At 57.6% G+C, this 20305-nt stretch carries 20 protein-coding genes; 4 read left to right on the top strand and 16 right to left on the bottom strand.

Annotation, left to right across the window (positions count from 1 at the left end; translation table 11 throughout):
- Nucleotides 1-59: 59 nt before the first annotated feature.
- The 5 genes from ACODS3_RS06675 to ACODS3_RS06655 all read right to left on the bottom strand — a co-directional run bounded on the left by ACODS3_RS06675 (nucleotide 60) and on the right by ACODS3_RS06655 (nucleotide 3494).
- The gene (locus tag ACODS3_RS06675) at nucleotides 60-1019 is read right to left on the bottom strand and encodes a FecR domain-containing protein (RefSeq protein ID WP_489033827.1); all 960 of its coding nucleotides are present in this window, start codon (nucleotides 1017-1019) and stop codon (nucleotides 60-62) included.
- Entirely contained in the window at nucleotides 1019-1525 is a 507-nt protein-coding gene (locus ACODS3_RS06670; protein ID WP_201019038.1) for a sigma-70 family RNA polymerase sigma factor, read from the bottom strand. Before ACODS3_RS06670 ends, ACODS3_RS06675 begins: the two co-directional genes overlap by 1 nt.
- A gap of 151 nt (nucleotides 1526-1676) precedes the next feature.
- Nucleotides 1677-2366, bottom strand: a complete 690-nt coding sequence (locus ACODS3_RS06665; RefSeq protein ID WP_201004221.1) for an HAD-IA family hydrolase — start codon at nucleotides 2364-2366, stop codon at nucleotides 1677-1679.
- A gap of 88 nt (nucleotides 2367-2454) precedes the next feature.
- A complete protein-coding gene (locus ACODS3_RS06660; RefSeq protein ID WP_201019019.1) occupies nucleotides 2455-3030 on the bottom strand; it encodes a PIN domain-containing protein in 576 nt (191 codons plus the stop codon).
- Nucleotides 3027-3494 (bottom strand): helix-turn-helix domain-containing protein, encoded by a 468-nt coding sequence (locus ACODS3_RS06655; RefSeq protein ID WP_489033826.1) that lies wholly within the window; start codon nucleotides 3492-3494, stop codon nucleotides 3027-3029. The genes ACODS3_RS06660 and ACODS3_RS06655 overlap by 4 nt, the downstream gene beginning before the upstream one ends.
- Nucleotides 3495-3734: 240 nt before the next feature.
- Between ACODS3_RS06655 and ACODS3_RS06650 the strand changes: the two genes are divergently transcribed.
- Nucleotides 3735-5219: a YdgA family protein gene (locus ACODS3_RS06650; protein WP_304575725.1), complete on the top strand. Its 1485-nt coding sequence runs from the start codon at nucleotides 3735-3737 to the stop codon at nucleotides 5217-5219.
- Between the two features lie 80 nt (nucleotides 5220-5299).
- Here ACODS3_RS06650 and ACODS3_RS06645 read toward each other — a convergent pair whose 3' ends face one another.
- The 7 genes from ACODS3_RS06645 to ACODS3_RS06615 all read right to left on the bottom strand — a co-directional run bounded on the left by ACODS3_RS06645 (nucleotide 5300) and on the right by ACODS3_RS06615 (nucleotide 13714).
- Nucleotides 5300-6361: a hypothetical protein gene (locus tag ACODS3_RS06645; RefSeq protein ID WP_201019017.1), complete on the bottom strand. Its 1062-nt coding sequence runs from the start codon at nucleotides 6359-6361 to the stop codon at nucleotides 5300-5302.
- Nucleotides 6358-7509, bottom strand: a complete 1152-nt coding sequence (locus ACODS3_RS06640) for a DNA cytosine methyltransferase (protein ID WP_201019016.1) — start codon at nucleotides 7507-7509, stop codon at nucleotides 6358-6360. Before ACODS3_RS06640 ends, ACODS3_RS06645 begins: the two co-directional genes overlap by 4 nt.
- A 341-nt stretch (nucleotides 7510-7850) precedes the next feature.
- On the bottom strand, nucleotides 7851-8681 hold the full coding sequence (locus ACODS3_RS06635) for a hypothetical protein (protein WP_489033825.1): 831 nt from the start codon (nucleotides 8679-8681) through the stop codon (nucleotides 7851-7853).
- Nucleotides 8682-8839: 158 nt separating this feature from the next.
- Nucleotides 8840-9319 (bottom strand): glycine zipper domain-containing protein, encoded by a 480-nt coding sequence (locus ACODS3_RS06630; RefSeq protein ID WP_201004214.1) that lies wholly within the window; start codon nucleotides 9317-9319, stop codon nucleotides 8840-8842.
- Nucleotides 9320-9557: 238 nt separating this feature from the next.
- Nucleotides 9558-11894: an FdhF/YdeP family oxidoreductase gene (locus tag ACODS3_RS06625; RefSeq protein WP_201004212.1), complete on the bottom strand. Its 2337-nt coding sequence runs from the start codon at nucleotides 11892-11894 to the stop codon at nucleotides 9558-9560.
- On the bottom strand, nucleotides 11891-12730 hold the full coding sequence (gene fdhD / locus ACODS3_RS06620; RefSeq protein ID WP_122321596.1) for a formate dehydrogenase accessory sulfurtransferase FdhD: 840 nt from the start codon (nucleotides 12728-12730) through the stop codon (nucleotides 11891-11893). The genes ACODS3_RS06625 and fdhD overlap by 4 nt, the downstream gene beginning before the upstream one ends.
- 105 nt (nucleotides 12731-12835) lie before the next feature.
- Nucleotides 12836-13714, bottom strand: coding sequence for a LysR family transcriptional regulator (locus ACODS3_RS06615; protein WP_122321598.1), 879 nt, complete (start codon nucleotides 13712-13714; stop codon nucleotides 12836-12838).
- A 153-nt stretch (nucleotides 13715-13867) separates the two neighbouring features.
- Here ACODS3_RS06615 and lysM point away from each other — a divergent pair, with 153 nt between their 5' ends.
- Nucleotides 13868-14314: a peptidoglycan-binding protein LysM gene (gene lysM, locus ACODS3_RS06610; protein ID WP_201004206.1), complete on the top strand. Its 447-nt coding sequence runs from the start codon at nucleotides 13868-13870 to the stop codon at nucleotides 14312-14314.
- A 66-nt stretch (nucleotides 14315-14380) separates the two neighbouring features.
- Here lysM and yrfG read toward each other — a convergent pair whose 3' ends face one another.
- Entirely contained in the window at nucleotides 14381-15043 is a 663-nt protein-coding gene (yrfG, locus tag ACODS3_RS06605; RefSeq protein WP_489033824.1) for a GMP/IMP nucleotidase, read from the bottom strand.
- A 100-nt stretch (nucleotides 15044-15143) separates the two neighbouring features.
- Here yrfG and nudE point away from each other — a divergent pair, with 100 nt between their 5' ends.
- The gene (gene nudE, locus ACODS3_RS06600; protein WP_198729196.1) at nucleotides 15144-15710 is read left to right on the top strand and encodes an ADP compounds hydrolase NudE; all 567 of its coding nucleotides are present in this window, start codon (nucleotides 15144-15146) and stop codon (nucleotides 15708-15710) included.
- Nucleotides 15707-16564: a 3'(2'),5'-bisphosphate nucleotidase CysQ gene (cysQ, locus tag ACODS3_RS06595; RefSeq protein WP_201019014.1), complete on the top strand. Its 858-nt coding sequence runs from the start codon at nucleotides 15707-15709 to the stop codon at nucleotides 16562-16564. Before nudE ends, cysQ begins: the two co-directional genes overlap by 4 nt.
- Nucleotides 16565-16602: 38 nt before the next feature.
- Here the strand turns inward: cysQ and ACODS3_RS06590 are convergent, their stop codons facing one another.
- Genes ACODS3_RS06590 through ACODS3_RS06580 form a run of 3 tightly spaced genes read right to left on the bottom strand, consistent with a single transcriptional unit; the run spans nucleotide 16603 to nucleotide 20256 of the window.
- Nucleotides 16603-17073 carry a YiiD C-terminal domain-containing protein gene (locus ACODS3_RS06590; protein WP_304575728.1) on the bottom strand — a complete coding sequence of 157 codons (471 nt, stop codon included), beginning with the start codon at nucleotides 17071-17073 and terminating at the stop codon, nucleotides 16603-16605.
- Nucleotides 17060-18445 carry a sigma-54-dependent transcriptional regulator gene (locus tag ACODS3_RS06585; protein WP_201004198.1) on the bottom strand — a complete coding sequence of 462 codons (1386 nt, stop codon included), beginning with the start codon at nucleotides 18443-18445 and terminating at the stop codon, nucleotides 17060-17062. The genes ACODS3_RS06590 and ACODS3_RS06585 overlap by 14 nt, the downstream gene beginning before the upstream one ends.
- A complete protein-coding gene (locus ACODS3_RS06580; protein ID WP_201004196.1) occupies nucleotides 18442-20256 on the bottom strand; it encodes a sensor histidine kinase in 1815 nt (604 codons plus the stop codon). Before ACODS3_RS06580 ends, ACODS3_RS06585 begins: the two co-directional genes overlap by 4 nt.
- Between the last annotated feature and the right edge of the window lie 49 nt (nucleotides 20257-20305).

Below are 20305 nucleotides of genomic sequence, written 5' to 3'. Positions count from 1 at the left end.
AGTGAGGATTTATCTGCTTACCGAACGACAAGCAAAAAGGTATCAGTGAAAGGTGAGCGTTAACGCGGTTCGACGGCGACCCAGTAGCGCGTCAGGCTGCTGACCGTGATCGGCAGGGAGTCATGCAGCAAGCGCAGGCTGGCATCGGTGTCGCGCAGAGGAAATGCCCCGGACACTCGCAGATCGGCGACAGCCGCATGGCAGCGCAATACCCCGGAACGATAGCGGCCCAGTTCATCGAGCAAGTCGGCCAGGCGCATGTCCTGAGCGAGCAGCATGCCGTTTTCCCAAGTCAACGTACCTGCCGCCAGTGGCGCGACCGGCATGACGGTCGTACGACTGAACGCACTTTGCTCGCCGGCTTTTATCACCAGACTCTGGCCAGCATTCGGCTGCATGTGTACCGAGCCTTCCTGCACCGCGACCAGGCTGCGTTCGCCGTCGATGCGGACACTGAAACGTGTGCCTAGTGCCTGAGCCGTACCCTGTTCAGTCTGGACGTAAAAGGGACGCGAGCTGGAAGCGGAGTCTTTCGCGGTGGTGATCAATATTTCGCCAGTCAGCAACTGGATACGCCGTTCGTGAGCGCTGAAGGCAATGTTCATGGAGCTGGCGGTGTTGAGCAGTACGCGGGTGCCGTCGGGCAATGTCAGGTTTTTCTGCTCGCCGATGGCCGTGTGATGATCTGCCGTCCATTGCCGCCATGGCGTGTTTTGCCAGGCCAGCCATGCCGTCGGCCCTGCCAGCAATAGAATGCCCAGACGAGTGAGCGCCTGACGCCGACCGATTCCTTTGTTGTGGCTGACCCGCTTGAATGTCTCGGTGGCAATCGCTGCGGGCAACGTCCGGAAGTCTCCCAGAATCGCTTCTGCCCGTTGCCAGGCTTGCGCGTGTTGAGGGCTGCGATTGCGCCAGTTCTGCACGGCGCGATGGTCTTCTTCGGTTGCAACGCCCGATTGCAGTTGCACCATCCAGTCGGCGGCTTCGCCAAGGATCTGCGGGTCGATCTGCTGGCTCATCAGGCCACGCTCAGACAGGCAACGAAAGCGTCGCGCATGTAGCGTTTGACGCTGATCAGCGAGACATCGAGTTCCGTGGCGATCTGCGCGTAGGTCAGCCCGTCGATCTGCGACATCAGAAATGCCTGGCGCGTCCTGTCAGGCAAGTCGCGCAGCATGGCTTCGACCCGATACAGGGTTTCCAGAATCAGCAGACGTGTTTCCGGTGACGGGACTTGCGGTTCAGGCAAATGAGCGATGGTTTCCAGATACGCTCGCTCGACATCCTGCCGCCGCCAACGGTCAATCACCAGGCCCTTGGCGATGTGAGTCAGCAAGGCACGAGGTTCGCTGCCTGGGTTGCGCAGCGTCTGGCGCGTGAGCAGGCGCATGAACGTATCGTGCGCCAGATCCGCCGCATCGCTGCTGTTTCCCAACTTGCGGCCGAGCCAACCCTGCAGCCAGCCGTGATGCTCGCAGTAGAGGTTATGGATATCCAGATTGAGCGAACGATCACCTGAGGACATAGAAATCACAGAAGCGCTCCAGGCGTCCTTGCTGGATGTAATTAAGAATTGATCGCATTCTAGCTTCGTGTGATGACAGGTGGCAATTCGGTTGCACCCACGGGCTGACGTCCGGTCCTGAAGGCCCTGCATGGCGCAGGGCCTCAGCTTGTTAGGCTTTCTTCGGCAGGCCCCATGCCTCGAGCGGGAAATCTTCCAGCGAGGTCAGGATCAGATCGGCATGTTCGTACTGTTCGACCGGCATGTGCGAGTCTGGAACCGCCACGGCATACATACCCGCAGCCTTGGCCGCAGTGACGCCGAATGGCGAGTCCTCGAACACCAGGCAATCCTTTGGCGAAACCCCCAGACGGCGTGCCGCTACCAGAAAAATATCCGGTGCAGGCTTGGCAGCTCCGACCTCTGGGTCATCGGCAGTCACGACGGTTTCAAACAGCTCGAACCATGCCCGATGCGAGGTGGTCTTGGCCTCGAAGTAATGGATCGAAGAGCTGGTCCCGACTGCGATGGGAATGTTGTTCGCCGCCAGATGCCGCACCAGTGCTTCTGCGCCCGGCATTGCCGGAGCAAGCGGGAAGCGTTCATCAAGCATCGGCTCGCGTATTTCCAGGAACTCGTCAATGGAAATAGGCAGCTCCAGCGCCTGGATAACGTAGCCTGAAAAGTCACGGGCGCCACGGCCAATGGTGTGCTGCTTGATTGACCAGTCGAAGGTTTTTCCATAACGGCTGGCAATCAGATGGGTGACTTCGGTGTAGACCCCTTCCGTGTCCAGCAACAAACCATCCATATCGAAAATCACGGCCTTGATCGGGCCTCGCTCACCTTGCTGTGCACTCATGTCATCAGATCCCGTTTTCAAATTCGATGTCAGCCTAACCTATAGGGTTGCTGCGACAAACCAGTGGCTAATACATGGCATCCATGCTTTATAAAATTAACTCGTAAGGCTTAAGCGCTTTGACTGTTTGAGGGACTCCCTGGCGGAGCATCATGTCGAGATACTGCTGAACATCCATGGGCGGCGCTTTTAATGTGCCTCGGTGTTTCTGTACTGCCGTGAGGACTGCCGCCTGATCCAGATCCCAGAGGTCAATAATGAATTCGTCCGGGTGCTGGGGCTCGATATCGAAAGCCTCAAGTGCCGCATCAGGAAAGTCTTTCAGGTTGAACGTCACAATGACTTCTGCCTTGCAACGTATCGCTGCTGCAAGCACATGCCGATCATCAGGATCAGGTAGGTTCAAATCCGCGCAAAGCATTTCATGGCCCGTCACCAAGGCCCCCGGCACTGCCTTATCCATCAGTTGGACTGTGCGGGCCAATTGCTCCATTGTCAGGTCTGGCCGGTTTTTCAGCACATTGCGTGTCCACTCATCATGAATCTGTGCACTCCAGCGAGCCCTATACAACCCTGAAAGACCCAGCCACATCAGCAGATCGCGCAAGGGGGCGGGATAAAGGACGCAGGCATCATAAACGGCTGTAAATGGCGAATGCCTCACTCGTAGCCCATCCCAAGCTCTTGTGCCTGCCTAGCCAATGCTTCCATCGCATCCTGGCTAGCCATGTCTCGACGCTGTTTGAACGCCGTCAAATCGGAGAATAAAACCCGGCGATGCCTGCCGGTCTTGTGAAAAGGTAATTCTCCAGCCTCCAGCAATTTCACTAGATGTGGTCGAGAAACGTTGAGCAAGTCAGCGGCTTCCTGGCTGGTCAGTTCGGCGTGAATCGGCACAACCCTGACAGCATTACCAATAGCCAGTTCGCCAAGAATATCTACAAGCAGCCGTAGTGCTGAGGTGGGCAACTCGATGGGGTGCGCCTTGTTTTCGTTATCGAAGATTTCAATACGCTGCGTTTCAAATTTCGTTGACAGAAAGGCAGCCAATTCACGCTGGCCCTGTTCGGCTGCTTTGACTTCCCTGTCGAGAGGAAGATGTGTTTTCGACAAAGCTGTAGCGGTCACGATGGCAGTCCTTCTGAAATTGTTACTGGGTCCCGAGCCTAATCGAAATAAACGAAAATCACAATAAACGAAATAAACGAAACAAGAGGGCGATAACAAACGCACAATGCTAATCTCTCGCGACTTTTTCGGCAGTGGCGTGTGCTACGCCAACCCCGCTATTCAAGGCGTGTGTCTGAAGCCCGTCGTGGGCGCAGGGAAGGCTTTTTCAATTATCGGAACGGACATCTTCAAGTCGCTATGAATAAATCAGCAGGTATCGCGGTAGGCGTCATTGTTGTGGCCGGTGCATTGGCAAGTGCTGGCGCCTGGTACACCGGCAATCAACTGGGCGGCGTGCTCAACGACTCGATCCAGGCCGCCAATCAGGAGCTCAAGAAGTCTCTCGACGGCACTGACAACAGCATTACCCTGCAACTGGTTTCGCTGGAGCGTCATTTCTTCAGCAGCACCGCCCATTATCGCGTTGATCTGAAAGGCCCGGATTTGAGCCGCAATGGCCAGGATCCGCAGTTCGTGTTCGTCGATCACATTGAGCACGGGCCGATTCCGCTGTCGCGTCTGAAAACCCTGAAGCTCATGCCGGTCATGGCCCAGAGCAATTTCGAGATGGAGAAGAACACCACCTCGGAAAAATGGTTCGCCATGAGCGGCGATGCTACGCCCCTCAAGGGACAGGCCAGCATTGGCTATGACCGCTCCACCAGTGGCTGGCTGAAAATGTCGCCTCTGGAAATGGTCGATGCGGACGGGACGTTCAAATTCTCCGGCCTCGACATCAATGCCGAAGCATCTGCCGACGCCGAGAAGATCAAGGTCACGGGCAAGCTGGATAACCTGCAGCTCAATGTGGCTTCACAAGAAGGGCCTGTGAGCATCGATATCAAGGGCCTGACCTTCGACACCGGTGGTACCAAGGGCCAGTCCGGCCTGTATCTGGGCCACAGCAACCTGAAAATCGACAGTACCGGCTTCCAGATAGTCGGCAAGCAGCCTGTGCTGATCAAGAACTTCGCCAATACCAACCTTGCGCAGGAAGAGGGCGGTAATCTGGCCATGCAGATCAACTATGACCTGGGCATGATTTCCTACAGCGGCAAGGATATTGGCTCTTCACATCTGGGCTTCAAGCTTTCCGGTTTCAATGCGCTGTCGACCAAGACCTTGTATCAGTTCTATCAGGAGCAGGTTCTGCCACAGCAACAGGCCGCAGCACAGGCCAAACGCCCGTTCCAATTGAAGCTCAGCCCGGCTGACGAGCAATTGATGAAGAGCGAGCTGAGCAAGTTTCTGGCAGGCAAACCTCATATCGAGCTGGAAAAACTCTCGCTCAAGACCGCCAATGGCGAAAGCCACATGAGTCTTGCCGTTGATCTGACCGATCCAGGTCCTCTCGATCAGCCTGGCAGCGATACGGCGGTAAAAACCATTAGCCAGCTCAAGGCCCAGGTACTTCTGTCCAAGCCGATGATCAAGGACGTCGCGACCCTGCAGGCAGGCTTTAACGGGCAGACCGATGCTCAGGCGATTGCCGATCAGGCCACTGCCGCCAGCGACATGCTCAGCGCCATGGCCGTCATGCTGCAACTGGCCAAGGTAGAGGGCGACACCATCTTTTCCAACTTGCACTACGCCAACGGTATGGTCGACTTCAACGGCCAGAAAATGACCCTGCAACAGTTCCTGGCAACTGTCATGGTCAAAGTGGGTGCGTTGAGTCAGTAGTGAGGTGTGTCTCCATTGCGTCAGGACTGCGCTGCCCGCAGTCCTGATCTGACAATGAAGTGACTCCTGCGAGGCCGTCTTTAAAAAAGCTCGCTTCCGTCTTCCAGTGCAACCAGATCTTGTGGGTCCAGGGTGGGCAGTGCAGGGATGATGTCCATCGAGTTGAAGAGATTGCCGAAGTTATAACGCCACTGGAGCGCGAAACTCATGCCAATCTTTCCATCAAGGTCACTGCGCAGGAAACGTTGCCATTCATTATCATTGGGAAGGCGGGCGAAGTCTTTGTGGTTGTCGATAACCCAGTCACTGCACGCATTGATGATTGCCGAAGCCTTATAGTTAGAGAGCCGGATTTCCAGCACCTTTTCCAACTCGCTTCTATCAAGCGGCTCAATGCCTTTGCGCAGATCAATTGCCTGCTTTTTATCAAAATCTTTTTCGATACCGTCCAGCAAACCAAGAAGAATATCATCCGTTTCGAATAGCGAGTAAACCAGCCTGAGCAGTGCTTTGGCGCGCCAGTCCTGCTGGTTAACGTGGCAGAGGAATTGAAGCATCTTTTTGCAGGCGGCTTCGTTTCTGTGAAACAGTTCGTCCTTGTTTCGTTTGGCAATCGCGCAGAGGTTTCTGTCCGCGATTTCACTACCACGAAGATAGGCTGCGTTGATGATCTGGATACGAACGGGCGGTGGGTTTCGTTTAGCGGTCTGGTAGTCGGTAAGCAGGATTATTGCATCACTTTCATTACCGAGTACTCGCTCATAGGCAGAGAAGAACGGTTCACTTGTGCAAAAGTTTTCGGACGGAGATTTGACCCCGAGATTCAAGAGAGGAATATCGACGCCTTTTGCCGGGTTGACTACCAGGGCAGGAATGTCAAAGGCGTTCAATGTGTGTTTTTCAAGCACACCGATCAACGTCATTTCAATAACACTGCCGATCGTCTTGCCATCAAGATTGGGCATTGATTGCCCTGTCAACAGCAGCTCATACCAATGAGGTAGCTTACCCCCTCGCCCGATGCGTTGGAGAGTTCCTTGAATATTGGCAACATTTTCCCCGCGCAGGTAGCTGTTCAGCTGATAAACAATACTCTGTAAGTTGTTTTTTATGTGGTCGCGCAGATGTGAGTTATGAATCATATTAAGTCCATTTGCCTTTCAATCGTGGTGTTAGCCGCTGTATTCAGAGCGCTTTGAAAAGAAGTACCCTCGTGGTTGATGACTTTGCGCAAGGCCCACTCGACAAGCACTGGCGGTACGGCGTTGCCATAAAGGGTGTACTGGTCGTAGACCGAGGCTGTATTGCAATGCTGGTCAGGAAACCCCTGAATCCGTGCATATTCGACGTTTGTCAGCCTTCGATATTCGTTGCCTACCTTATAGCGCTCATAATGACGGCTGGCGGTGCAGGTGAGTGTGGGGGCGACGCCATTGATCCCGAAAATGGAGTAGCCCATGCGGGCACCGCCTTTCTGGTTATACAGGATTTCCACGCCGCTATAGTATCTGTTGACCTCGTCGCTATTCTTTATTCTTTCAAGCGTATCTTCTGTGAAAAAGAACCTGGCGTCAGGCCGGGTTTCCAGAATGTCATAAAGCTTTACGTCTTTCTGTTTTTCCGAAAAGCGATTGAGTTTTGCATGAAAGAATTTTCCGTGTAGCGCGAGCCCCCACGTGTTGAACTTTGCTCCGTGGTCTTCAATGTTTTTCCAGCTTGAAAAGTCAGCGGCTTGTCTGATCTGTGCGGGTGTCAGCTCGGAGATATCTTCCTGATTGCACAGGTGAGAGTTTGGCGTTTGGTCTTTTCTGCCGATGATAACAATACGCTCACGGTTTTGGGCAAGACCAAAATCAATGGCATTGAGCACGCGCCACTCAACGAGATAACCCACTTTTGAAAGTGCATCCAGAATGGTTGCGAAGTGCTTTCCGTTATCCATGGATAACAGCCGTTTTACATTCTCAAGTACAAAGTATCGTGGGCTTTTTTTCTTGAGAATATCAACGATTTTTTCAAACAGTGTGCCGCGCATGTCTTCGATGCCCAGTTTTTTCCCGGCGCTGGAAAAAGGCTGGCATGGAAAGCCCCCGGTCAATATATCGTGATCGGGTATGGTATCCAGCAAGAGGTTTATATCACCCTCATGAAAACTCTCAGATCCGAAGTTGGCGCGATAAACGGCAGCTGCTTTGGTATTTATATCGTTGGCCCAGATGGTTTCGATACCTAGCGAGTCGCACGCTATTCTAAATCCGCCAATCCCTGAAAAGAGTTCAATTGCTTTCATTGATTATGTACATCGTGCAGAGCCTGAAATGGCGCAATTCTACACGAATGCCCCAAATAGGGAGAATCGCGGAGGTTTTGCATCCGCATCCCGGTAGGCTTTCTCATTTTTGCGAGACAACAAAAAACCCGCCGAAGCGGGTTTTTCCAAGACCATTCCAACTCCCTGTCGGCTGCCTTCCCGGCGATGGTCGATCATCCCTGATCCTGGCGAACTCCTTGTTCGCCACTTGTTGGATCCAATAGTACGGGGGTTGTCAGAGGGTAAAAAGAGCCAAATGCCGCTACGGCGTGTAAGCCTTTGGCTATACATGAGATTGAGATTTAATCTCATATAGGCCTTCAAGGGGTAAAGGTCGTGGTGGCTTCACAATACCGCTGCGCTGTATTTTTGCTTTCTTCATTGCGATCCCGCGCCGAACGCTTGGTCCATTCCCGGCATTCTTCCTTGAAATGCACTTGGGCAGAGAGGCGGCACTCGCGCCTTTCCACTGAGCGATTGAGAAAATTCTCGCAAACGCTGTCGCCGTCGATACGGTTGTCATAGAGACGCCATTGCGCACGATAGCGGCCATTGCCGTCCCACTCTCGAATCGACACGGTGGCGACTGTATGAGGTTTTTGCTGGCGTGCGGGGGCTTTGCGCGAGGCGTCTGACTTGAAGTCAGCCATGTAGCTGGCAGACACCATGCCTGTGGCGGGAGCAGTCTGAGCAGGGCGCGAAGCCTGGCCGAAGCGGCAGTTCAGAACACTTTCATCAATGACATTGCCGTCCTTGATGCAGTTATCCAACGGCTGCGCAACGGGGGCCGAGCCCTGTGCGACAGGCGTCGGAACGATGTAGGGCTCCACTCGCAAGGTCGGGCGTGCAAGCTCGCTGACGACCTGGACAGGAGCCTCATCGACGGGCTCTGGCGCAGTTGCAGGTTCTGGCTGTTCGAGAGCGATCAGCGGTACAGGCTTGGGCGAGTAAGCACGCGAATACAGCCCCACTGCCAGCACAGCGAAAATGCTCAGGCAGAGCAGGGCCAATACATAACGACGTGATGATTTGCGGGGGCGAACGATTCGCTGTTTGCCCGGATGCGAGCCGAGCACCACATCGACCTGGCCGGGGACAAGGCGCTGAATGCGAATGATCCCGTCGTCATCCTGTGGCTTGGTGGAATCCATCCCTGCTCCTTGAGTGCTGGTCGGTAGGCAACGCGCAGTTTTTCTAGACGGCGTTTCGGCAGAGGGCTGGATTTCTAAAGTGCTTTTTTCTGTTTTTTATTGCCTGAACGAAAACTGGCCGCTTTTCAGGGCGGCCAGTCAGGTATTGCGCAGATTGATCAGCGATGACGCCAGTCACGACCGTGTTTACGATGACCGTAGTGCTTGCGGTGGCCATGGCCGCCGCGGTAGTCGCGACGATCATCGCGACCGTTACGGTAACGACGGTCGTCTTCGCGGCTCTCGTTACCCATGTAGTTACCGAGTGCGCCGCCTGCACCGCCGCCAGCGGCTGCGCCGATGAGGCTGCCAGTGTTGCCGCCTACGCTACGGCCGATCACGTTACCGCCCGCCGCGCCCAGACCGCCACCAATGGCTGCTTCTGTACGGTTGCGACGATCCGCACCAACCGCACCGCCGGCTGCGCCGCCCAGGCCTGCGCCAATCGCTGAACCTGTGCTGCCGCCGATCTGTTGGCCGACGACCGAACCGAGTACCCCACCTAATGCACCGCCTACGCCTGCTTCCACAGTTCCGCCTGCTGAGGCGAAGCCGCTTGCGAGAGTAAGAGACAACAACAGAATCGAGGAATACTTCATGTATGGAATCTCATAGGGATGACGAGGCGATCCTGATGTGGCGCAGGAAATGTCGCAATGAGAATCCGACGAGTAACACGACTGCAACACAAATAGCTAACTTATTGTTTTACATATGGAACTTAAGTTATTTAATGCAGTCTGAGTTCACTTGATGCAGGCCCGATTCTTACGAATTCGGGCCTTTTTCATGGCCACAAATCTGTGGCAGGTTGCTGGCGAAGCGGTCAACGCAGAATCAGATAATCCGCGCCGACTCGCTCGAGCGCTCCAGACGAATCGCCACGAACTTCGACGTTGGCGTATGGCTGCCTTCTCCGACGCTTTCCAGTGGCACCAGCGGGTTGACCTCTGGATAGTAGGCTGCCGCCTGCCCCGCAGGAATATCAAATGGCAGCAGAGTGAAGCCCTTGACGCGACGCTCGTGGTTATCGCTCCAGATCGAGACAAGGTCCGCTTTCTGACCCGGCTGGAAGCCCAGACGGATAATGTCGGCTTCATTGACGAACAGCACGTCACGTTGTCCTTTCACGCCGCGATAGCGGTCATCCAGGCCATAAATGGTGGTGTTGTACTGATCGTGGGAGCGCATGGACTGCATGATCAGGTCCGGGGTCTGGCCCGTGGAGCTGATGCCTTCATGAATCAGCTTGAGCGGCAATGCATTGGGCTTGAAGTTGGCGCGTGTCGACGCCGTGTTCCAGCGTCGGGCACCTGCGGCATTGCCCAGATAGAAACCGCCAGGATTCTTCACGCGCTCGTTGAAGTCCTTGAAGCCGGGGATGGTGTCGGCAATCAGGTCGCGAATGCGGCTGTAGTCTTCGATCAGCCATAGCCAGTCCACGGGCTGCTTGCCTACGGTCGCGTTGGCGATACCGGCGATGATTGCAGGCTCCGAGCGCATCAGCGACGAGGATGGCTGCAACTGCCCGTTGGAGGCATGGACCATGCTGAACGAGTCTTCCACGGTGACCGCTTGCGGACCGTTGGCCTGAATGTCGATGTCGGTACGACCGAAGCACGGCAGGATCAGCGCTTCCTTGCCATGGAACAGGTGGCTGCGATTGAGCTTGGTGCTGATCTGTACGGTCAGGTCGCAGTTGCTCAGTGCCGCCGCAGTGCGCGGGCTGTCCGGCGTCGCCTGAGCGAAGTTGCCGCCCAGCGCGATGAACACTTTGGAGCGGCCATCGGCCATGGCATGAATGGCTTCGACCACGTTATGGCCGTTTTCGCGAGGGACCTTGAACTGGAAGCGTTTTTCCAGCGCGTCGAGCAGGAACACCGGTGGGCGTTCGTTGATGCCCATGGTCCGGTCGCCCTGAACGTTACTGTGGCCGCGTACCGGGCACAGGCCTGCGCCCGGTTTGCCGATATTGCCGCGCAGCATCATCAGGTTGGCAATTTCCTGAATGGTCGCTACCGAGTGGCGATGCTGGGTGATGCCCATGGCCCAGCACATGATGACGTTCTGGCCTTTGGCATACATCCGGGCCGACTGTTCGATATCGCTCAGCGGCAGGCCGGATTGCTCAAGGATTTCTTCCCATGAGGTTTCGTCGATGGCCGCCAGGTAGTCCAGAACACCTTGGGTGTGTTCGTTGAGGAAAGCGTGATCGAAAACGGCTGGCGCATTGTTGAGTTGGGCCTCGCGCTCCCATTGCAGCAGGAACTTGGCCATGCCGCGCAGCAGCGCCATATCGCCGCCCAATGCTGGACGGAAATACGCTGTGTTGGTCGGGCGATCACCGTTGGTGAGCATTTCCATCGCGTGCTGTGGATGCTGGAAGCGCTCAAGACCACGCTCCTTGAGCGGGTTGACGCAGACCACCTGAGCACCGCGTTTCACCGCATCGCGCAGCGGATCAAGCATGCGCGGGTGGTTGGTACCCGGATTCTGGCCCAGTACGAAAATCGCGTCGGCGTGTTCAAAGTCATCGAACGTCACCGTGCCTTTACCCACGCCCACGCTTTGCGACAGAGCCACACCGCTGGCTTCGTGGCACATGTTCGAGCAGTCAGGGAAGTTGTTGGTGCCGTAGGCGCGCACGAACAACTGATACAGATAAGCCGCTTCGTTGCTGGCACGACCCGAGGTGTAGAACTCTGCCATGTTCGGGCTTGGCAGGTTGTTCAGGTGTTTGGCGATCAGCGCGAAGGCATCGTCCCAACTGATGGGTTTGTAACGGTCGCTTTCTTTGTCATAAACCATCGGCTCTGTCAGGCGGCCCTGATATTCCAGCCAATAATCGCTTTGCTCCAGCAGCGAGCTGACGCTGTAGCGAGCGAAGAACGAAGCGTCCACGCGGCGCTTGGTGGCTTCCCAGTTGACCGCCTTGGCGCCGTTCTCGCAGAACTTCACCATGCCGCTTTCCGGCGAGTCGCCCCATGCGCAGCCAGGGCAGTCGAAGCCGCCGTTCTGGTTGGTCTTGAGCATCATGCGCAGGTTTTTCAGCGCGTTGTCACTGCCCAACCAGGCCTGTGTCACGCTGATCAGTGCGCCCCAGCCACCCGCCGGGCCTTTGTAAGGCTTGTAGCGAGGCGTCGGTGTTTTGTCGGCTTGGTGATGAGTGCTCACGCTTGAATCTCCATCGCAGGGCTATAGACCCGCGGCGCACTGTGCTGCGGCAGGTGAATTAGATTGAGGTTATGACGGCGTGCCCATTGCAGGGCCAGGCCAGTGGGCGATGACAGGCTGACCAGCGTCTGGATACCGGCACGCAAGACCTTCTGGATCAACTCCAGACTGCAGCGGCTGGTGACGATGGCGATACCGCCTGTCAGGCCAATGTTCTGGCGGACAAGCGCGCCGATCAGCTTGTCCAGGGCGTTGTGGCGCCCGATATCTTCACGTCCCAGCAACAATTGGCCGTTGCTGTCCATGAACAATGCGGCATGCACGGCACCGCAATGTTGGCCCAGTGGCTGGAATTCGCCGATGCGCTGACGCAGGCCTTGCAGCCATTCGGCCGGAGGCAGCGGCGCGCCGGGCAATACATTCAGTTCCGGCAGGGCCTGTTCGACCGCTTCAACGCCGCACAGCCCGCAACCGCTGGTACCGGCCAGTTGCCGACGTTGCTGCTTGAGGTTCCAGAAGGCACGGCTGGCGATCTCGACCTCGGCCTGCATGGCCGACCCGCAACCGCTGAGCTTGAAGTCGTAGATTTCATCCGTTGAGGCAATGATGCCGCTGCCCAGGCTGAAACCGACAATGAAGTCTTCCAGATCAGTCGGGCTGACCAGCATCACTGCCTGGCTGATGCCGTTATAGGCAATGGCAAGCGCCACTTCTTCGGCAAGTGCTGTCTGTGCCGATTCATCGCCCTCGAGATTCGAGTAGCTGTAGAACTGGCTTGCTTGAGGCGCGTGCGCCTGAAGAGCGGGCGCCGCGCTGGCCGTGCGCTTGGCGTGCATGAGCTGGATTACCGGCAATTTGATAGCCCTTAGCCTAGGCCTCTTGTCGGGTATCGTCTAATCGCTAGTTCCAATGCTCTGATAGATGACGTCGATCAATAATCTTTAATGATTTTCTGCTAGCAGCGTGAAGCAGGCCTCCGCCAGCGCCGAGCGCGGTGCGCTGCGGCGCATGATCAAGCCTATGGGGGCGAGTGTGCGTGCGTCTTCGATGGGGTGCAGGCCCAGGTGTTCGGTGAGCATGTCCAGACCGCCATCCAGCGGCATGATGGTGCAGCAGAAACCGCCATGTACGGCTTGCATCAACTGGTGAACGGCATCGGTTTGCAGCAAGGGTTGTGGATGCAGGCCGCGACTGTGGAAGTTGTGATCGATGGACTGGCGAAAATGCATGCCGCTGGTCAGCGTGCCCAGCGGCAACCCGATCAGTTCGCTCCAGCTCAGCGGTTGCTCGCCAAAACTGAAGTAGCGTCGGTCATACAGCAGGCCCATGCGGGTTTCGTCGAGAGTCAGGGTGTCGAAGCGTTCGTTATCCAGGCGCTCCAGATACGAGACGCCCAGATCGATGCGATTGCTCGCCAGTTGTTCCAGAACCTGCTCGGAGCTGAGCGATGACAGTTCAAAGCGCAGGTTGGGGTGGATCTGATGCAGCCGGTGCAGCAGCGAGAGCGGGTCGAAGCTCGAAAGGGGCACCACGCCCAGGCGCAGGGTCCCGACCAGATGCCCACGGCAGGCCGCTGCTTCGGCCTGCAGGCCGTCATAAGCCGAGAGGACTGTCCTGGCCCAGGCCAGTACTCGCTCACCGGGAGCTGTAAAACCTTCAAAGCGCTGCCCGCGCATGACCAGCGGCAACCCCAGTTCTTCTTCAAGATTGCGCAGACGCATGGACAGAGTGGGCTGGGTGATATTGCAGCGTGCTGCGGCCTGGCCGAAGTGACGGGTCTCGTCGAGCGCGATCAGGAATTTCAGTTGCTTGATGTCCATCTTCACTCCGATAGGCGAGGCAGGGAATCGATTCTACGCGCTCAACGATGACGATGGGATGGGCAACGTTGGTCGGAACTCCGCAAACCCACGGTTACGGGAGCTATGGTTAATCCTTGCGGGCGTGGCAACAACCGTGAAGGAGAATAGGCAATGAGTCTTTTCAGTTTCTTGAAAGATGCAGGTAAAAACATCCTCGATGCGCTGACACCGGGCAATGCCAATGCCGACGAAGTCCTGAAAAAGCATATTTCCGAGGTCGGGCTGGGTAATCCCAATGTTCAGATCACACTGGACGGCAGCAAGGTCACCGTGACAGGAGAAGTATCCAGTCAGGAAGAAAAGGAAAAGATCTTGCTCGCGTTGGGCAATATCTCGCGTGTCGATACAGTGGACGATCAACTGACCCTCGCGGCCGGTGCTCCGGCGACAGCCGCGGCCCGATTCGTCACAGTGGAAAAGGGCGATACCTTGAGCGCCATCTCGAAGCGTGTATATGGCGACCCCAACCAGTATCAGAAAATCTTCGAGGCCAACAAACCGATGCTCAAGGATGTGAACCATATCTATCCGGGGCAGCAGTTGAGGATTCCTGACTAGGTTTTCAAATGGAGTTTTCGGAGCGAATTCATTCGCGAAGAGGCCACTTCGCGAATGAATTCGCTCCTACAAACCCTTGATCAACTCCAGATAATCCCTTACCGCCTCGAACTCTTCAGTGTTCTTGGGGCCTTTCTGGCTATTGGGTTCGCTGACTGCCAGCAAATGCGCCACACCAAAGCGTCGGGCACTGCGCAGGATCGGCAGGGTATCGTCGATGAACAGGCTGCGCGCCGGGTCGAACGCGGTGTCGGCCTGCAAAGCGTCCCAGAATTGCTGGTTTTCCTTGGGGAAACCGTAGTCATGGGAACTGATGAGGCGCTCGAAGTAGGGCGCCAGTTCGATCCTCTCCAGCTTCAATGACAGCGAATCGCGATGGGCGTTGGTGATCATGATCACGCGCTTGCCGGCTTTCTGGAGCGCAGCCAGAAAGGTCTGAGCGTCGGGTCGCAAGGCGATCAGGTGTGCGGTTTCGAGTTTCAGGTCGCGCACCGACAGCTTCAACTCCTTGCTCCAGAAGTCCAGGCAGTACCAGTTGAGCGTCCCCGCATGGCTCTCGAACAGCGGCTGCATCTCCATCAAGGCCATGGCCAGACTGACTCCATGCAGCTCTGCATAGCGCTGGGGCAAGTGCTGCATCCAGAAGTGGTCGTCGTAATGCAGGTCGAGCAGAGTGCCGTCCATATCCAGCAGGACGGTATCGATAGTGCTCCAGGGCATTGAAAGCATTCTGGCCTCTTCAGGGAATTGATGGCGGATGTAAGCATATCCGACACAGACAATCGGAAAAGCCACGGTATAGTACCCTGTCACCGCAAAGGAGCCTGTCATGCGCCAGAAACCTACCGTACTCGCCCGCGAAATCGTCGCCAGTAGTCGCTTGTTCCGAGTTGAAGAGCTGCAATTGCGCTTTGCCAACGGGGTCGAGCGTACTTACGAGAGGCTGGTGGGCAGGGGCGCGGGATATGGCGCGGTAATGATTGTTGCCATGATCGATGCCGACCATGCGCTATTGATCGAAGAATATTGCGGCGGCACGGACGAGTATGAATTGTCCTTGCCCAAGGGGCTGATCGAGCCAGGCGAAGATGTGCTGGCGGCCGCCAATCGCGAACTCAAGGAAGAAGCAGGCTTCGGTGCCCGCCAACTGGAACACTTGACCGAGCTGTCCTTGTCGCCCGGTTACATGAACCAGAAGATTCAGGTGGTGCTCGCTACCGACCTGTACGAAGAGCGTCTTGAAGGTGATGAGCCTGAGCCGATTCGTGTAGACCAGGTCAACCTGCGGGAGTTGGCCAACCTGGCCCAGAACGCCCAGTTCACCGAGGGCCGCGCCCTGGCGGCTCTCTATCTGGCACGCGACCTGTTAACCCAACGTGGATTTTTTCTGCCATGACTGATGTGTTCGGCAACCTGCCGCATCCGCTCCTTGCTCCCGTGATCGGTCTTGTCCGGCTGGCGGGTGAGGCGATCCTGCCGTTCTGGCGCTCGGGCGTTGCCGTGACCGCCAAGGCCGATGACTCCCCCGTGACCGCTGCCGATCTGGCGGCTCATCAGGTATTGGTCGAGGGCTTGCAGGCACTCGATCCTTCGATTCATGTGTTGTCCGAAGAAGATGCCGATATCCCCCAGAGCGAGCGCGCTGGTTGGGAGCGCTGGTGGCTGGTTGACCCGCTGGACGGCACCAAGGAGTTCATCTCTGGCAGCGAAGAGTTCACGGTCAATGTCGCGCTGATCGAGCGCGGGCGTGTGGTGTTTGGTGTGGTTTCCATGCCCACCAACAACCGCTGTTATTTCGGCGGTGCCGGCCTGGGCGCCTGGCGCAGCGACAATGACAGCCACATTGCGCCCATCGCGGTGCGTAACGAGCCGGGTGCCGGCCAGGAATTCACCGTTGTCGCCAGTCGCCGCCACTCCAGCCCCGAGCAGGAGCGCCTGCTGGCAGGATTGTCCGCTGGCCTGGGCGAGTTGCAACTGACCAGCATCGGCAGCTCATTGAAGTTCTGTCTGGTGGCCGAGGGCGCAGCCGATTGCTACCCGCGTCTGGCTCCGACTTCTCAGTGGGATACTGCCGCAGCCCAAGGTGTACTTGAAGGCGCTGGCGGCGAAGTGCTGCAACTCGACGGCGAACCGTTCAGCTATCCGCCCCGCGAATCCTTGCTCAACCCGTTTTTCCTGGCCTTGCCTGCCAAGGCGACATGGCGCGAGAAACTGCTGGCACTCTGTAGGAGCGAATTCATTCGCGAATAAGCGGAGCGCCGCCCGATTCGCTCCCACAGAATGCCGGTTCACCGATGCAGTACAAACTGCCCGGTAAACCTCACGGCATCCGCTTCGCTGTCCTGAGCCGTGATGCGGGTCTGCAAGGTCAGGCGCGCTCGGCCTCGGCGTTGGTAGGTAGTGATGAACTTGTCCCACTGGGCATCATCCGGTGCATCGCACAAGGCAATGGCGTCGCCACGAACCGGTAGCGGATAACTGATCTGCCCGTCCTGAATCACGATATGCCCATCGTCGATCCCGACTTCTTGCAGCCTCAGATGCAGCCAGCCCCAACCCGCCAGTACCGCGCCGCAATAAAGGCTGCCGCCGAACAGCGTGCTTTTGTGGTTGATATTGGGTGCCAGCGGCAGGTGCAGGCGCAGTCTGCGATTTTGCCAGTCGATAACCCGCATGCCCATTTCACGAGTCAGCGGGATGTCGTGGTGCAGGACGTGTTCCAGCGCTTGTGCTGCCGAGTCATGTTCATTCGAGGTCATCGGAGGCTCCGTTGCTATCGCCAAAACTCAGGCCGTGCTTGCGCAGCTTGTCGTGCAAGGTCTTGCGTGGCAGCCCCAGCGCTTCGGCCAGACTACGGACCGAGCTGTGCGGGCGAGCCAGTTCGGCAGCAATGAGGGCGCGCTCGAAACTCTCCACCTGATCGCTCAAGCCGCCACTGACCGGTGCGGCTTCCGGCGTGGTGCTGCCTTCCAGCTCCAGTTCCAGCCCCAGGGCAAAGCGTTCGGCGGCGTTTTGCAGTTCGCGCACGTTACCCGGCCAGTTGTGGCGCAGCAAAAGAGCGCGCTGGCCCGGTGTGAGTTCATGCTTGGGAATGCCGTGGCGCATGCTGGCGGCATCGGCGTAATGCTCGAACAGCATCAGCGCGTCTTCGCCTCGCTCACGCAGCGGCGGGATGCGCAGCGAGGCGACATTCAGCCGGTAATACAAGTCCGCACGGAAACGCCCTTGATCGGCGGCCTGACGCAAGTCTTCCTTGGTGGCGGCGATCACGCGGATATCCAGCGGGATCTGCTGGTTGCTGCCCATGCGCTCGACCACGCGCTCCTGCAACAGACGCAGCAGTTTGACCTGCACATCCATGCTCATGCTTTCGATTTCGTCGAGGAACAGCGTGCCGCCGTTGGCGAACTCGAATTTGCCGATACGGCGCTTTTGCGCACCGGTGAAAGCGCCGGGCTCATGGCCGAACAACTCGCTTTCCACCACCGACTCGGCCAAGGCCCCGGCGTTGATCGCCACGAACGGGCCGTTGCGGCGGTTGGACAGGTCATGCAAGGCTCTGGCAACCACTTCCTTGCCTGCGCCGGTTTCACCGAGTATCAACACGTCGGCCCGTGTTGCGGCCAGGGCACCGATCTGTTCGCGCAGCCGCAACATCGGCGTGGACTGGCCGACCAGCCGGGTACTCAATTGCTGACGATCACTCAAGGCCAGCCGCAGGCTTCGGTTATCCAGTACCAGCCGGCGCAAGGCCAGGGCCCGGCGTACGCTATCGAGCAAGGCATCGCTGGCGAAAGGCTTTTCGAGAAAGTCATAGGCTCCGGCGCGCATGGCCTGAACGGCCAGCGGGACATCGCCATGGCCGGTAATCAGCAGCACCGGCAGTTCGGGGTCCTGGCTATGCAGGTGGCTCAGTAACTCTAGTCCATCCATGCCTGGCATGCGGATATCGCTGACGATGACGCCCGGCCAGTCGCGCCCGATGCGGTTGGCCAGCCCGCTGGCTTCGGCCAGAGGCAGGACTTTCAGGCCCGCCAGGTCGAGCGTCTGGCTCAATGCCTGGCGCAGGTGCGAGTCGTCGTCGATCAGCACCACTTGAATCTGGCTGTCGATGGCGGTATCCGAACTCATGCGGAGAGATCCTCTGGCGGTTGAAGGTTGGCCCCTGAAGAGCCGGCGCGCAGGCGCAAGGTGAGTAATGCGCCTCCGGTCGGGTGATTGGCGAACAGCAGCTCGCCCCCCAGAGCGCGCATCAGCGTATCGCAGATCGCCAGCCCGAGCCCAAGGCCCTGGGTGCGGGTCTTGGTGGTGAAAAACGGTTCGCGTGCTCGTGCCAGTGCTTCCTGGGTAAAGCCCGGTCCATTGTCGCGAATGTACAGGTTGACGCCCTCATCGGTGGCTTCGGCACTTATCCACAGCCTGCGGGGTGGACCTTTTTCGGTCAGGGCATCCAGCGCATTGGCCAGAAGGTTGCCCAGTACCTGGCGCAGACGGGTTTCGCCAGCCTGAACCCATAGCGTGGCGTCCGGCAGATCACGGATCAGTTCGACTTCCATGGCGCGTCGCCGCTTGGCCAGCAGCGCCAGAGCGTCGTCCAGCGCCGGTTGCAGCGCAACGCTTTCCGGCGCATGCCGATCCCGCCGGGCGAAGGCGCGCAAGTGGGCGATGATTGAAGCCATGCGCCCGGTCAGTTCGCTGATCAGTTTCAGGTTACCGCGCGCGTCTTCGGTACGTTGATGGTCGAGCAGCACTTCGGCGTTTTCGGCATAACTGCGGATTGCCGCCAGAGGCTGGTTGAGTTCGTGGCTGATACTGGCCGACATGGTACCCAGCGCCGAGAGCTTGCCTGCCTGGACCAGTTCATCCTGAGCACGCACCAGCTCTTGTTGAGCCTGCTCGCGCTCCAGAACTTCCTGCTTGAGCCGGCTGTTGAGGCCTTCCAGATCGCTGGTGCGTTCGATGACGCGCATTTCGAGTTCACGTCTGGCTTTTGCCTCAAAGGCGATGCGTTCCAGATAGTGGCGGCGGCGCTGCATCATGAGGCCCAGCAGCGACATCAGCACCAGCAAGCCGGCACCACCAATCGCCACGACAGTACGAACCTGCCGGTCGACCAGGACACGCGGCGCAAGGATGCTCACGCTCCAGTCGGTTTCCGCAATCGAACGGGTCTGGATCAGCCAGGAGCGTTCATCGAGCTTTAGCGGGCGGGGATCACGGGTTGGATAAGGCTGTATGGCGACAATGGCCTCCTTTTCCTTTTCGCTCAATTCACGGGTCGAGCGGAATCGCCATTCAGGGTTGGAAGTCAGGATCACCACGCCGTTCTGGTCCGTGAGCAGCAATTGCTCGGGCGTCTTGCCCCACAGGGTTTCGGTGTGGTCCAGATCGACTTTGACCACGAGCACTCCGGTGACTACCCCGTTGTCACTGACGGGCGCGGCGAAAAAGTAGCCGCGCTTGACCGAGGTTGTACCCAGGCCGAAAAAGCGCCCCAGTTTTCCGGCCAGCGCATCGCTGAAGTAAGGGCGGAACGAGAAGTTGCGGCCCACGAAGCTGTCGTGCTGATCCGAATTGGAGGCTGCTATGGTCAGGCCGTGGCGGTCCATCAGGTACATGACGTCCGCGCCGGTCTGTCGAACGATATCCTTGAGCAACTGATTGGCGTGCTGCTGTGTTGCCTGATCGCGAGGCTGGGCCAGCACCTCATGCAGGGCCGGCAGGTCGGCGAGAATCTGTGGCAGGGTTTCGTAGCGATGCAGGGTGCCCAGCAGGCTGGCAACGTACAGATCAAGCGTCTGTCGATTCTGGCTGGCCAGTTCGCTTCGATAGTAGCGTTCGGCAAGGTGCTCAAGGGGCCACAGCATCGGTGCCAGGCACAAGGCCAGAAGGGCGAGACTGCGCCAGCGAGGGCGTTGTGGAATAGCAGCTTTGGTAGTCATGTCTGGGCGATGGCCGAAGGGGTTGCGGGCCTGTCTTTCGCGAATGAAT

The organism is Pseudomonas sp. FG43 (assembly GCF_057809175.1).
The sequence above is the reverse complement of the archived record's forward strand: the minus strand, read 5'-3'. Positions and strand labels throughout refer to the sequence as shown.

Coding starts and splice junctions, on each gene's coding strand:
- ACODS3_RS06615 (WP_122321598.1), bottom strand. CDS start 13,714: ATGGACATCAAGCAACTGAAATTCCTGATCGCGCTCGACGAGACCCGT.
- ACODS3_RS06675 (WP_489033827.1), bottom strand. CDS start 1,019: ATGAGCCAGCAGATCGACCCGCAGATCCTTGGCGAAGCCGCCGACTGG.
- ACODS3_RS06635 (WP_489033825.1), bottom strand. CDS start 8,681: ATGGATTCCACCAAGCCACAGGATGACGACGGGATCATTCGCATTCAG.
- fdhD (WP_122321596.1), bottom strand. CDS start 12,730: ATGCACGCCAAGCGCACGGCCAGCGCGGCGCCCGCTCTTCAGGCGCAC.
- ACODS3_RS06650 (WP_304575725.1), top strand. CDS start 3,735: ATGAATAAATCAGCAGGTATCGCGGTAGGCGTCATTGTTGTGGCCGGT.
- cysQ (WP_201019014.1), top strand. CDS start 15,707: ATGACTGATGTGTTCGGCAACCTGCCGCATCCGCTCCTTGCTCCCGTG.
- ACODS3_RS06590 (WP_304575728.1), bottom strand. CDS start 17,073: ATGACCTCGAATGAACATGACTCGGCAGCACAAGCGCTGGAACACGTC.
- yrfG (WP_489033824.1), bottom strand. CDS start 15,043: ATGCTTTCAATGCCCTGGAGCACTATCGATACCGTCCTGCTGGATATG.
- lysM (WP_201004206.1), top strand. CDS start 13,868: ATGAGTCTTTTCAGTTTCTTGAAAGATGCAGGTAAAAACATCCTCGAT.
- ACODS3_RS06645 (WP_201019017.1), bottom strand. CDS start 6,361: ATGATTCATAACTCACATCTGCGCGACCACATAAAAAACAACTTACAG.
- ACODS3_RS06585 (WP_201004198.1), bottom strand. CDS start 18,445: ATGAGTTCGGATACCGCCATCGACAGCCAGATTCAAGTGGTGCTGATC.
- ACODS3_RS06640 (WP_201019016.1), bottom strand. CDS start 7,509: ATGAAAGCAATTGAACTCTTTTCAGGGATTGGCGGATTTAGAATAGCG.
- ACODS3_RS06665 (WP_201004221.1), bottom strand. CDS start 2,366: ATGAGTGCACAGCAAGGTGAGCGAGGCCCGATCAAGGCCGTGATTTTC.
- nudE (WP_198729196.1), top strand. CDS start 15,144: ATGCGCCAGAAACCTACCGTACTCGCCCGCGAAATCGTCGCCAGTAGT.
- ACODS3_RS06580 (WP_201004196.1), bottom strand. CDS start 20,256: ATGACTACCAAAGCTGCTATTCCACAACGCCCTCGCTGGCGCAGTCTC.
- ACODS3_RS06670 (WP_201019038.1), bottom strand. CDS start 1,525: ATGTCCTCAGGTGATCGTTCGCTCAATCTGGATATCCATAACCTCTAC.
- ACODS3_RS06630 (WP_201004214.1), bottom strand. CDS start 9,319: ATGAAGTATTCCTCGATTCTGTTGTTGTCTCTTACTCTCGCAAGCGGC.